Origin of the sequence: Trichocoleus sp. FACHB-46 (assembly GCF_014695385.1) — a bacterium.
GTDB lineage: Bacteria > Cyanobacteriota > Cyanobacteriia > FACHB-46 > FACHB-46 > Trichocoleus.
In genome coordinates, this window is record NZ_JACJOD010000011.1 from 170392 (window position 1) to 183260 (window position 12869).

The 12869-nt window shown below is 47.9% G+C and carries 14 protein-coding genes; 4 read left to right on the plus strand and 10 right to left on the minus strand.

What is annotated here, in order from left to right:
* The 3 genes from H6F72_RS07310 to H6F72_RS07320 all read left to right on the plus strand — a co-directional run bounded on the left by H6F72_RS07310 (position 1) and on the right by H6F72_RS07320 (position 3335).
* On the plus strand, positions 1-936 hold the full coding sequence (locus H6F72_RS07310) for an NAD(P)H-dependent glycerol-3-phosphate dehydrogenase (protein WP_190433281.1): 936 nt from the start codon (positions 1-3) through the stop codon (positions 934-936).
* Between the two features lie 503 nt (positions 937-1439).
* On the plus strand, positions 1440-2687 hold the full coding sequence (sigC, locus tag H6F72_RS07315; RefSeq protein ID WP_190433283.1) for an RNA polymerase sigma factor SigC: 1248 nt from the start codon (positions 1440-1442) through the stop codon (positions 2685-2687).
* A gap of 192 nt (positions 2688-2879) precedes the next feature.
* Positions 2880-3335, plus strand: a complete 456-nt coding sequence (locus H6F72_RS07320; RefSeq protein WP_190433285.1) for a Fur family transcriptional regulator — start codon at positions 2880-2882, stop codon at positions 3333-3335.
* A gap of 41 nt (positions 3336-3376) precedes the next feature.
* On the opposite strand, the gene H6F72_RS07325 is transcribed toward H6F72_RS07320, so the two are convergent.
* The 10 genes from H6F72_RS07325 to H6F72_RS07370 all read right to left on the minus strand — a co-directional run bounded on the left by H6F72_RS07325 (position 3377) and on the right by H6F72_RS07370 (position 10622).
* Entirely contained in the window at positions 3377-4306 is a 930-nt protein-coding gene (locus H6F72_RS07325; RefSeq protein WP_190433287.1) for a peptidoglycan-binding protein, read from the minus strand.
* A 140-nt stretch (positions 4307-4446) separates the two neighbouring features.
* The gene (locus tag H6F72_RS07330) at positions 4447-4908 is read right to left on the minus strand and encodes an SH3 domain-containing protein (RefSeq protein WP_190433288.1); all 462 of its coding nucleotides are present in this window, start codon (positions 4906-4908) and stop codon (positions 4447-4449) included.
* A gap of 97 nt (positions 4909-5005) precedes the next feature.
* A complete protein-coding gene (locus tag H6F72_RS07335) occupies positions 5006-6529 on the minus strand; it encodes an AAA family ATPase (protein ID WP_190433290.1) in 1524 nt (507 codons plus the stop codon).
* A 27-nt stretch (positions 6530-6556) separates the two neighbouring features.
* A complete protein-coding gene (locus H6F72_RS07340; RefSeq protein ID WP_190433292.1) occupies positions 6557-7060 on the minus strand; it encodes a DUF177 domain-containing protein in 504 nt (167 codons plus the stop codon).
* A gap of 94 nt (positions 7061-7154) precedes the next feature.
* Positions 7155-7682 (minus strand): R3H domain-containing nucleic acid-binding protein, encoded by a 528-nt coding sequence (locus H6F72_RS07345; RefSeq protein WP_313930135.1) that lies wholly within the window; start codon positions 7680-7682, stop codon positions 7155-7157.
* 43 nt (positions 7683-7725) lie between these two features.
* On the minus strand, positions 7726-8865 hold the full coding sequence (yidC, locus tag H6F72_RS07350; protein ID WP_190433296.1) for a membrane protein insertase YidC: 1140 nt from the start codon (positions 8863-8865) through the stop codon (positions 7726-7728).
* 189 nt (positions 8866-9054) lie between these two features.
* Positions 9055-9453, minus strand: a complete 399-nt coding sequence (locus tag H6F72_RS07355; RefSeq protein ID WP_190433298.1) for a PH domain-containing protein — start codon at positions 9451-9453, stop codon at positions 9055-9057.
* Positions 9453-9827 (minus strand): ribonuclease P protein component, encoded by a 375-nt coding sequence (gene rnpA, locus H6F72_RS07360; protein ID WP_190433300.1) that lies wholly within the window; start codon positions 9825-9827, stop codon positions 9453-9455. Before rnpA ends, H6F72_RS07355 begins: the two co-directional genes overlap by 1 nt.
* Positions 9828-9868: 41 nt before the next feature.
* On the minus strand, positions 9869-10006 hold the full coding sequence (gene rpmH, locus H6F72_RS07365) for a 50S ribosomal protein L34 (RefSeq protein WP_190433302.1): 138 nt from the start codon (positions 10004-10006) through the stop codon (positions 9869-9871).
* An 82-nt stretch (positions 10007-10088) separates the two neighbouring features.
* Positions 10089-10622 carry a DUF2808 domain-containing protein gene (locus tag H6F72_RS07370; protein ID WP_190433304.1) on the minus strand — a complete coding sequence of 178 codons (534 nt, stop codon included), beginning with the start codon at positions 10620-10622 and terminating at the stop codon, positions 10089-10091.
* 1071 nt (positions 10623-11693) lie between these two features.
* Between H6F72_RS07370 and H6F72_RS07375 the strand changes: the two genes are divergently transcribed.
* Positions 11694-12869, plus strand: coding sequence for a Re/Si-specific NAD(P)(+) transhydrogenase subunit alpha (locus tag H6F72_RS07375; RefSeq protein ID WP_190433306.1), 1176 nt, complete (start codon positions 11694-11696; stop codon positions 12867-12869).

Sequence of the window (12869 nt, forward strand, 5' to 3'; positions counted from 1 at the left end):
GTGCAAACTGTAACGCTGGCAGTACTTGGGGCAGGCGCGTGGGGTTCAGCTTTGGCAAATTTAGCAGCCAAAAATGGTCACTCTGTGCGCCTATGGTCACGCCATCAAGCTCAAAGCTTGAGAGAGGTAGTAGAAAGTGCTGACCTGATTGTGTCTGCGATTTCCATGCAGGGCGTGAGAGCCGTAGTTGAACAGATGCAATCTTTAGCGATCGCCAAGCCAGCGATTTTGATCACCGCAACCAAGGGGCTAGATCCAACCACCACACTCACTCCTTCCCAAATTTGGCAAGCTGCTTTTCCAGACCATCCAGTTGTGGTGCTGTCTGGACCCAACTTATCTAAAGAAATCGAAGCAGGTTTGCCTGCGGCCACTGTGGTTGCCAGTGAACAGATGGTAGCGGCTGAGGTTGTGCAAGCGGTCTTCTCGTCTGGAATCTTTCGGGTTTATACGAATCCTGATCCCCTAGGCGTCGAATTGGGTGGCACGCTCAAAAATATTATTGCGATCGCAGTTGGAGTATGCGATGGTCTGCAATTAGGCACCAATGCCAAGGCCGCCCTTGTAACTCGGGGTCTGACAGAAATTATTCGGATTGGTACCCACTGGGGTGCAAAGACAGAAACCTTCTATGGTCTCTCTGGCTTAGGCGACCTGCTGGCAACTTGTAACAGTGTCCTAAGCCGTAACTATCGCGTTGGTTATGGCTTAGCTCAGGGCCGAACGCTCTCAGAAGTACTAGCGACATTGGAAGGAACCGCTGAGGGAATCAACACCACTCAAGTACTAATCCAAGTCGCTCGGCAGCACAATATTTCTATACCTATTTCCCATCAAGTGTATCGCTTGCTAGAAGGTGAGATTACTCCGCAACAAGCAACCGCAGCCCTAATGCTAAGAGACACTAAGCCTGAGAATAACGTTCTCAGGTTCTAAGCTAAGTTGACAGAAACATCATTAGGTTGGCAAAACCTACATCAAAGCTTGTTGAAGCGTAGACCTGTTTGCAGATCTGGTGAAACTTAGCAAGTGATCAGGAAATCCTATGTAGGGTGATGTAGATTAACTTAGCATCGGACCTGAGTCACTCGTATATTCCTATTCACTCCTTATAGTTTGGATAGACGAGCTAAACAGGTTAACTGCATCTACCAAAAAGTAGATCTAAAGTTGGGTGCAAGTAACAAGATGGGTGCCTACTGTAGACCTAATTGAAGCATGAAGCTAGCCCTTGAGCCGTTAAAGCTCGAATGCTACCCAGAAAGCCTGGCTATTCAATTCGCCGCTGATGATCGTGACCCAAGTTATGTCAGAAAAAGTTGACCTAACTTAACCCTGGAACTCTCAGCCGCGTTCTGAAGTCTGACATGACGGGAACAATAGCAGCGAGACCTAGCTAGCAAGCCCCATAATTACCCGGAGCGACTGAGACGATCACTATGCCAGCAACATCTTTTTACGCTGATGCAGAATATGACGATCAACTGAACGCTACTAGCTTTCGGTTGAACAATGAAGACATCGAGCCAAGTGCAGATGATCTCGTTGACTTAGACATGGGGTATGCCGATCCAGCTAATGGTTTACGTAAAAGTGTGAGCCGCCGCACCACTGATCTAGTGCGCTTGTATCTCCAGGAAATTGGTCGGGTTCGCTTATTGGGGCGAGATGAAGAAGTTTCAGAAGCGCAGCGGGTACAGCGCTACATGCGATTGCTAGAGTTACGCAACGAAGTAGCAGCCGCAGGGGATGAACCAATTAAGCGTTATGTTGATTTGATTGAAGCCCATGACTGTCTAGCATCTCAGCTAGGTCATCGGCCTTCTCTAGAGCGATGGGCTACCCAAGCAGGCGTTACTGTCGCAGACCTAAAGCCAATTTTAGCCCAAGGAAAACGTCGTTGGGCAGAGGTTGTAGCCTTAGAAGTAACGGAATTGGAGCAGATTCAAACAGAAGGTCTGCGAGCCAAGGAACACATGATCAAAGCGAACTTGCGCTTGGTCGTATCTGTCGCGAAGAAGTACCAGAATCGAGGCCTAGAGCTGCTGGATCTGATTCAAGAAGGCACCCTCGGCTTAGAGCGAGCGGTAGAAAAGTTTGACCCAACCAAAGGTTATCGCTTTAGCACCTATGCTTACTGGTGGATTCGCCAAGGAATTACCCGGGCGATCGCAACTCAGAGCCGCACGATTCGCCTACCAGTTCACATCACTGAAAAACTGAACAAGATCAAAAAAGCTCAGCGCAAGATTTCTCAAGAAAAGGGTCGGACGGCCACTATTGAAGACATTGCTACTGAGCTTGAAATGACGGCTCCGCAAGTTAGAGAAGTATTACTGCGAGTCCCCCGCTCTGTTTCTCTAGAAACCAAAGTAGGCAAAGAGAAAGATACAGAACTAGGAGATTTGCTGGAAACCGAAGATGTATCCCCTGAAGAAATTTTGATGCGGGAAGCCCTACGTCGAGACCTTCAGCAATTGCTTACAGACTTGACTAGCCGTGAGCGTGACGTGATCTTAATGCGCTTTGGTTTAGGCGACGGTCATCCCTATTCCTTGGCTGAAATTGGCCGAGCTTTAGACTTGTCGCGGGAGCGCGTCCGTCAGATTGAAGCGAAAGCTTTGCAAAAACTGCGTCAGCCTAAGCGTCGTAACCGAGTGCGAGACTATTTAGAATCCCTTAGCTAAGGACTGCTAGGAAAGCCTAGAGAGACTTTTGTTCGTCAATTGCTCCTCAGGTTTTTGAGTAAGTTCTAAATAGTGGTAGGTTTGTACTAGCTACCTAATTAAACATTATTGTCAACAAGGCGATTCTCTTGATAATCACCTTGTTGATTGTGTATCATTCTCAATAAAGAGACTTTATTGGGAAGTTTACTTATGTCTCTCTACACAACGTCTTCACTGAAGGCTGAACTCAACGAGCGAGGCTGGCGTCTTACACCCCAACGAGAGACAATCTTGCAGGTATTTCAGAACCTTCCCAAAGGGAATCATCTGAGTGCCGAAGATCTATATAACGAACTACAAACAGATGGAGAACGGATTAGCCTATCTACCATCTACCGAACTCTGAAGTTAATGGCTCGGATGGGAATTCTGCGTGAGCTAGAGTTGGCAGAAGGCCACAAGCATTATGAAATCAATCAGCCTTACCCTTATTACCATCACCATCTGATTTGCGTACGTTGCAATAAGACGATTGAGTTTAAGAGTGACTCGATCCTAAAAATTGGCACAAAAACCGCTCAAAAAGAGGGCTATCATTTGCTGGATTGCCAGTTGTCGATTCATGCGATCTGCCCCACCTGTCAGCGTTCACTAATGCCTGCTTAAAAGCAGAGCTAGGTTACTAGACTTGAGCATCGGGGTAAGCGCTAGAAGCGCCCGTTCCGAACATCGCGATCGCTCACTCCATAAAACCGCTGGGCTGCCGCGATCGCTCTTTGGGTCGTAGGTCCCATACTGCCATCTAAGGCACCAGGATAAAAGCCTCTAGCCTTGAGTCGTCGCTGCAACTCTAAAACACTAAACTTTTGGGCAGGACGCGCATTCTCCCCAATGTAACCACCTTGCCCAAGGCCTGAGTTAGGGCTACGAGCCGTATCAAAACTAGAGGAGCTACCCAAGCTAGCCCAAGTGCCAGAACCAACCACACCATCCCCCGTTAAATTACGATCGCGCTGAAATTGAATTACGGCCTGCTCAGTAGCTGGACCAAAGACCCCATCTATCGGCTCAAAATAGTAGCCTAATATGTTTAGACGTCTTTGCAAATCTTCGACGGTAATACCGCGATCGCCTAAGGACACAGTTGCCTGATCAACAGCGCTATTGTAGAACTCTGAACCAAAATTGCTCGGTTCGCTGCTGTAGTAGGAAGTGGCTGAAACTGAGGTTGAGCTGAGTTGAGCACAATTCAGGGCTCTAGCTGTTGTAGAACCAACCACACCATCCGCTGTTAAGCCGCTGTCTTGCTGAAATTGCACAACTGCTGCTTCAGTTTTAGACCCAAAATAACCAAATGTGCTGGTGTCCAAGTAGTTTTGATCGACTAGACATCTTTGCAACACTTCTACTTCGGGGCCTTCGTCTTCACGTTGTAGCGGCAACGCTAACACGTGGTCAGCTAGGGTGAGCGCTGCTAAACCAGAAATCACAGTGAGCAGTCGGATTAAAAACCCACTCGAAAGTTTTGCCCAATTTAGATCGCTGAACAGTTCTGAGGTTTTGTCAGCGGGAAATAATTCAACCCTTGGAGGTGCTTCGTAGCTTGAGACAAGGTGAAGATAAGCGAGGTTTTCCATAATTTTCCCGCGATGCACTGAAAAGCTGAGCAAAATCCAAAGTTCTCAGGCTCTGGGTCTGAGAAACTTTTCCAATATCTTATGCGATTTGGTTACTGGTGTTCAGTATTTTTACAGGGATTTTACAGTTGCTACATAACTTAATTCGAGCGCTCTGTGTTACCTGCTTTTACCCAGCCCGCGCGATCGCTGTTTTCCAGGCGAACTCGTTGCCATTGCTTATCAGAGCTTTCCTCTAGCACTACAACTCGGCTGTTAAATTCGATACCACCAATCTGGTTGGAATCGCGGCCAGGGCCATCTCGCAAAATTAAGCCAATCGGTTGTACGACACGAGCTTGATAAGCCCCTGGTTCCAAAACTGGAGCTGAGGCAGTGCTGGACACCTGAGAAGATTGAGCATTTCCAGCAGCAGGCTTAGAAACTGTAACGGCTTTATTAGTGAGCGGCTTGTCATTAGCAAACGCTGGTCTGGGGGGAGGAGCAGTGAGTTTAGTGACAAGATACCGAGCAGCCACCACTCCTCCTAGTCCCAAGAGGGCGATCGCCAGCGCAAAACCCAGCAGAAATTTTATTAGGTTTATCAGGCCAGACCACTTCATGGCTAAAACCAAATCAGACTGTATTCTACATTGCTGCTCCCAAATTTATCTGGATTTGGATGAGGAATTCCGACAAATCCTAAAATACAAGTTCGCTTTAGTCAGGAGACTGTATGGAGCGAGAGACCCGGCTACTTAAGCCACCATGCCGAGAAGCTAGACGCGCTTTGCCAGCCGCTGCCCAATCCTGAAGAAATTGAATTTGCTCCCGTGCTGTTTGAGCCAAAGGAACCATTTGACTAGCCGCCTCCAGAATATCGTCAGTCGTAAAGTCCCGATTTTGGCTAAACCCAATATGCATTGCCTCTATGATGGTTTGCTCAATCTCTGCGCCTGAGAAGTCAGGAGTTTCATAGGCGAGGCGCTCCAAGTCGTAACTCTTTAGATTGTGAGATCTTAAACGAGACAAATGCACCGAGAAAATAGCTCGACGTTCTTCTTGACTGGGCAAGCCGACGAAGAAGATTTCGTCAAATCGGCCCTTACGCAACATTTCAGGTGGCAACGCCTGGACATTATTGGCAGTTGCGACCACAAAAACAGGAGAAGACTTTTCTGCTAGCCAGGTAATGAAAGTGCCGAAGACGCGGCTAGTCGTCCCAGCGTCTCCTTTACTGTCAAATCCTGAAAAAGCTTTGTCAATTTCGTCAATCCACAGCACACAGGGAGCTAACGCTTCAGCTAGCTGAATCATTTGCCGAGTTCGAGATTCTGATTCACCCACCAACCCAGCAAATAATCGTCCTACATCTAATCTAAGTAAGGGCAAATGCCAGTGGTGGGCGATCGCTTTAGCGGTTAAAGACTTACCAGTCCCCTGAATTCCAGCCAATAGCATACCTCTAGGATGCGGCAAACCATACTGTCGGGCTCGCTCAGAAAAGGCACCTCCCCGTCTCAATAACCAATCTTTAAGGTTATCTAAACCACCAATGTCTGAAATTCTTTCAGTAGCAGGGTAAAAATCTAAGATTTGCGTCTGGCGGATGGTCTGCCGTTTCTCTTCTAGGATCAAATCCACATCGTCTGGTTGCAGTTCACGATGTGTGGCGATCGCTCGGGCCAACACCCGCCGAATTCGTTCGATGGAAAGACCCTGACAAGAGCGCACCAAATCATCTAGCGTGCGACCTTCCAGAGATTGACCTGTTGACACCAGCAGACGCTCAATCTCAACCTGGATATCATCAGGAGCAGGCAATGGAAACTCTAAAACAGTGATAACCTCGCTCAGCTCATCTGGAATGGTGATCTGCGACGCGACGAGAACGACATTCTTAGGCTGAGATTTGAGCAATCGAGCCAAATTCCGCAGTTTACGCGAAACAGAAACATCTTCTACAAAGCGATGAAAGTCACGCAAGATGAAGATAGCAGGAGCAGTTGCAGGTAGTTTTTCGACAAATTCTAGGGCTTGTAGAGGATTGCGCTTACCGAAGCCTGCATCATTAGCGTTGCCCTGATAGCCATCGACAAAATCCCAGATGTAAACTGCGCGATTACCTTGGTGCTTAGCAGACTGCGCGATCGCCGCTTCTACCCGCTCTTCTTCGCGAGTGGGAATATAGATCAAGGGGTAGCGAGCTCGTAGCAGTAGCTCGAACTCATTGCTAAAGTTCATAAAACTATCCAACTCAGAACAGTGGCATCAAGAAGGTAGCTGTTTTCTCAAGGCCTCCAAAGAAGCCCAACGACTATCTGTTCCTGAAGAAGAAAGTGAGTCAGATAACTTAATGCCGGTACAAGCCGGGTCACATAGCTGGCGCTGAGGAATTGCCAAACATAGCTGTTCGTAGAGCCATTTAGCAGCATCGAAGTTGCCTTGAGGCGATAAGCTTTCTACTAAATCTTCTAGCCCCACTTCGCGGTCTAGAATAATTGCATCTGCATCACCAGCCGACTCATCCAACCAGATAAGCTCGGAAGCATCCACAGCCAACCGATGATTATAGTTTTGCAAGCAACGATGACAAGCCAAAGTAATAATGGTTTCGGCCTGCACTGAAACTTCTAAATAATTGCCGCGATGAGTGACCTTTAGCTGTCCCTGAACAGGGGTCAAAGTTTCCAGATCGGGAAGAAACTCTTTAAACTCAAGAACTTCTGTCTGCTCAGGAGCCCTCGTTAACTGAGGGATGTAAATGGCGTCCATACAGATTCTGTGCCAGTCAAAAAGTTGAGATGTTACTCTACCCTAGCAATTTATAGCTTTGAATTTAGCTGCGATGGTAGATTAGACAGCTCAGTTAGCTAGGTTCTGTCTGCGTCTGCTTCACCACTAAGCGCCGATCAGGTTCTCGGCCTCGACTATAGGTTTCCAAGTCAGGATACACCTTTAGGAAAGTGTGAATCTGCCGTCGCTCGGCTGAAGAGAGCGCTTTCATCTCCACCTCTTGACCCGTCTGGCGAACTTGGTCCGCTGCCTGCTCTGCCAAAGATTGCAGCTCAGCTTGACGGCGGGCGCGATATCCTGCCAACTCAATCGTGTAGGCTTTTTGCTGATCCTCAGCTTGGCCTAAGTTGAGAATAGTATTAGCAAGATATTGGAGCGCGTCCAAGACGGCCCCATTAGGCCCCGTCAGTTGTTGAATTTGTTCCGGAGTCAGGCCTGTTTCATCAATGGTCAGCCAATAGCTAGCCCTATCTTCTAGGGTTGCTTCAGTACCAGACTGTGTTGAGGTGGGGTCATGGGCCGCTTGCTCAGCGACTTGCACATCTGCTGGTAGATCCACCAAGCTCAATAATTCCTGAAGCCACTCTCGACCTTGTTGCACGCGATGACCGTCCTCCGGAAAGTAAATATGCCGACTACTCCAGTTAGGCCTTTTTCTTAGCCCGTCCTGGTTCAAAAGGAAGGGCTTCTCTGTCTGTACCACCACCAGAGGTTTTGGCCTCTTCATCCACAATCTTCTGCAAGTTTTCGGGTAGAGGCTCCCGTGACAGAATAAAGGTTTGGAAGGTTTGGAAGATGTTAGCTAGCAGCATGTACATCAAGACACCAGCTGGAAGCGGGAAGAACAAGAACATCCCAGAGAAGATAATTGGCGTAATCTTGTTGACCGTTGCCTGTTGGGGATTGGAATTAGGTCCTTGACCCGACAAGATTTGGTTGATGTACAAGCTGATACCAAAGAAGAGCACCATGCCAACGATGTCCCAATGGATTGTGCCATCGTCATCAAAGGCTCCAACTCGACCTAAGGCATCAATGAACAGAAATCCTTTGTCTGCTGCCAAGCCTGGGACGACACCCTGAACGCTCACTTCTCCTGGCTGGAGGGCTTCTAAGTTGCCACTCTCATCAATTCGAACTCGATCTTCGCCTTTGGTGATTTTCCAGCTAGGTTGGATTTTGGTTTCAGGATGCTCTTCTAATAGCGTACCTAGAGGCTTGCCATCTACGGTTTGAAACTCAATTTTGGTTTTTTCTCCAACGGCTAACCGGTTACCACCTGGCAGGAGGGCAACAACAGGTGCGTGGACCTTGTCAGCGATAAAGATGTTCTGGGGAGAAGTTGCAAACGCTTGAGGCTGAACCTGGGTAATCTGCTCCTGAGGTAGGATTTGCAGATTGACGCTGTAGTTAGCATCTGAGAACGGTGAACCACGCAGCGTTGCAAAGAGGGCAAATAGCACCGGCATTTGCAGCAAAACAGGAAAGCAGCCTGCTAGCGGATTGCCAAACTCTTTGTAAATTTTGCTCATTTCCTCCTGCTGCTTAGCAGGATCGTCTTTGTGACGCTCTTGAATTTCCTTGACCCGCTTCTGCATAACGGGTTGGGTGACGCGCATCCGACGCATACTCCGGATCGAGCCAGCGCTGAGAGGATAGAGGGCAAAGCGAATTACTAGTGTCAGAGCCACGATGGCTAGACCGTAACTAGGCACAATCCCGTAGAAAAAGTCCAGGATTGGCAGCATGACATTGTTGGAGAGAAATCCTACACCGAAGTCCATTCGCTCTAAGTCAACCTACGTGCTCTGAATGTTCTAATCTAATCTATCTGATATTAATTCAGCCTGGAGAGGCATTGACATAAATAAAGCCCCTAAAGGGCTGAAGGTAGCAAGTCTTGGCGATCGCAAACTTAGTTACTGAATGCTGAGGAAGCCACTCTGTCGCTCTCGATCGCTGCATTCAGGGAGTTAGGATTTAGCGCCCACTGCACCGCTTGCTTGCTGAGCCCTTGTGGAGAGCTTGTCATTGATGTAGTCGTAGACCTCTCTAAAGTTAGGCACCGATCGCAGCTCTAGGCGGCTGCCATCTTTTAAGGTGATGACCATATCGCCCCAAGCACCCAGTCCACGAGGTACAGTGACGATTTTGGCAATTTCGGAGTAGATGATATCGGAGCGATCGCGCCCCATCCAACCACCAGTGACAGAAATACGACGATTGGTAATGCGATAACGAACCCACAGGGCGCGAACAATAGCACCAACGCTCAGGGGGATACAAATAATAGTAAATCCCAGCAAAAAGTTGATGATCAGATCGCCAATGTGAGGACCGCCCTCATAGTATGCTTCCTCGTTAATCGCCATTACCTTAAAACCTCAGCATCTACCAACAACTGCTCTAATTCTCGCAGAACTTGATGATAATCGCACTGAACAGCGGGGGGACGCACTACAACTACTAGCTGCCAGCCCAGAGGTAGCTGGGGCAAAAACTGTCGTAGAGCAGCCCGAATTTGTCGCTTTAGGCGATTGCGAACTACAGCACGTTTACTGACTTTTTGACTAACAGAAATACCAATCTGAGTTGGTAATGCTGGAGAGTGGCTGGAATGGTTGAGATGACCTTGTTTGTTTAAGGCTCGTAAGGTTATGTTCGCCGTCGAGCGACGAATTCCACCTTGATAAACGGCACTAAAGTCTTGTCGCCGTTTAAGCCGATTTGACTGGGGCAGGGACACTTCAGTCTTCGAGCCACTCCGTTGATTGCAATAAGTACTGCCTAGACTGCAAGACGTTGACGGCCTTTTTGTCTGCGGGCCTTGATGACTCGCTGGCCATTCTTAGTACGCATGCGGGCCCGGAACCCGGAAGTTCTTTTTCTTTTGCGAGAGGTACCACCCAAAGTCCGCTGAGTCATAGTTCAAGTTGCTCCAAACGTGCTAATCGATTAAGCGTGAAAAAAGCCACAGTCTACCATCGTACCATCGATTTTGCACTGATTAGCTAACGCTGAGTTCCCAAGTGCCCAAGTAGCGTAACAGCGGCACATCACCGGGAGACAGAATCTGACAGTTGAAGTAAAAGATGCCAGGATTGGAAGGGTTTTTAACGTTGGAGAACACTAATTCAACAGCGCTGTTGGCGGGAATGGGTTCTTCGGGAATCAGCTCAATGACTCGGTTCTCTTTATTCCAATTCACTTCTTGGAGGGGAACACTCTTACCTTTGACCCGAATCTCCATATCGTCTTTATCGAACTTACCTTTGTAGTAGTTGGGGTAAGTAATGCTGAATTGAGCTACTGCTAATTTCATTTTCTTAGCTGGAACTCGGAGTCGATAGCGATCCCAACCGTTGGTATGCCCCCCAAAGTCTAAGCGGTAACTGAGCCGATATTCTGGCTTAACACCGCTAAAAATGGTCAATCCAGGTAGGCTTTGAGCTAATGTGACAGCAGGAATTGACCCCAATAAGCAACCTGCGATCGCAAGAGTTGAGAAAGCGCCTCGTGCCATCAATTTCTTAGAGAACATAAGCTTTGTGCGTGGACAATAGGGTTGAGTGATTCAGTTGCAAAACTTCATCAATATTGACTTTACCAGGATTGATGAAGTTCCAACTGGGCTGAGTGACGCCGAGCCAAGAGAAAAAGTGCCATTAACCCAAGCCTAGGCTCATCTACTAGAAAAAATTGCTACCACAGCCTGATATCCGGCTGCTCAGGTTTTAGGTTACTGCACTATTAATCGAAGCAGAACGACTCCCAGAAGCAATTAATTTGCTTTCAGGATTTAGAGAGCCTGGTTTTACTAATAATGTCTTCAAAGTTGTGTCTTTAAATATTGAAATCTATTAAAACAAGTTAAAGATACCAATCTGATTTTGGGGATCAACATACTATGCGAAATACACCTCTACGCTTACCTGGGAATTTCTTGAATTGTTTGTTCTAAGTCAAGTAAATTTACAAGCTAACCGCATCCGTTATCACTGCTCAGGACAGTATGGCCGAGTTAGCCAAGATAGCCAAGATGAAGTAGAGCTTGTCTTTCGACAACGTCCGATCGCTGGCTTGAAAGGGAAAATAATAGCAGGAGTGCTATTGAAACCAGCATCACACTCGGAGGTTAAAGTTTGACATTAGTTATGGTAGAAATGTCGCTCTTAACCCAAAACTAAGTTGACGAGTCTGCTGTTTGAGGTTTTGAAACCTAAAGATTTGCTGCCATGACGACAAGGCTCAGCCTGAAAAAAGCTTCTCAGCCACTTAGTAATAGATCCGGCTAGCCTTTACTAAACAGGCTAGGTGCTGTGCTGAAAAAGCTGACATAGCTTTATTGTCGTTAGTATCAGCAGTAAAGCAGATGTGAAGAGTAGCTAATGTGTGTTTTATCAGCAAAAGTAAGCGATCGCCCTCTTTTTGTTTTTGCTTTGCTGGCAATGAACTGATGGGTTGGAGTTTTTACTGCTTGAGTTTCACAATTACCTTTTAATAAATCGAGGCTCAGCTCCAGGCTGAAGCCAGGTAGCAGTCGAAATTTCACGACATTAATTGCCACTTCAAAGAGTGACGAGTCACTGATATTGATTACGAAGGAGAGTTCATGAAAATAGCGGTTGCTAAAGAAAGTGAAGTCGGTGAGCGTCGGGTTGCCCTGATCCCGGATACGGTGGCTCGTTTAGTGAAGCAGGGAATAGAAGTCTTGGTAGAAGCGGGTGCTGGGGAACGAGCTTGTTTCTCGGATGCTACCTACGAAGCCGCTGGAGCCAAAATTGTGAGCGATACAGCGACTCTCTGGGGAGAAGCTGACGTGCTGCTGAAAGTGTCGCCTCTCCAAGAGCGAGGAGACGGGCAGCATGAAGCCGATTTGCTGCACGAAGGCCAAGTGGTAATTGGTTTCCTCGATCCCTTAGGCACTCCAACTTTGGCTCAGCGTTTGGCAGAGCGCAAGATTACTGCTTTCAGTATGGAGATGATTCCACGCACCACGCGAGCGCAAAGTATGGATGCTTTGTCGTCTCAAGCCAGCGTTGCGGGTTATAAAGCTGTTCTAATTGCTGCGGCAGCAATGCCTAAATACTTCCCGATGTTGACGACAGCAGCGGGCACAATTCCGCCTGCCAAAGTATTCATCATGGGGGCTGGTGTGGCAGGTCTGCAAGCGATCGCCACTGCTCGCCGCCTAGGTGCTGTGGTAGAAGCATTTGACATTCGTCCTGCGGTTAAGGAAGAAGTGCAAAGCTTGGGCGCGAAATTTATCGAAGTCCCGATCGAAGAAGATACGGTAGCGGCAGGCGGATACGCCAAAGAAATTTCTGAGGCTGCTAAACAGCGATCGCGTGAAGTAGTCGCTGAGCATGTCAAGACCGCTGATGCTGTGATCACCACGGCTCAGGTTCCTGGCAGAAAAGCACCTCTGCTTGTTACCGAAGAAATGGTAGCTCAAATGAAACCAGGCTCGGTGATCGTCGATTTAGCGGCGGAGCAAGGCGGCAACTGTGCCTGTACGAAGCCAGGAAAGGACGTACTGGTCAATGGTGTGACTGTAATTGGCCCCATCAACCTGCCTTCCTCGGTTCCCATCCATGCTAGCCAAATGTACGCCAAGAACGTTTTGACCTTGGTGCAGTATTTAGTGACAGACCAGGCACTGAATCTGAACTTTGCTGATGACATTATTGATGCGGCTTGCATTACCCATGCGGGAGAAATCCGCAACCAACGGATTAAAGATGCCTTGGCCGCAAACAACGAACAAGTAATGGAAAGGAGCCACTAA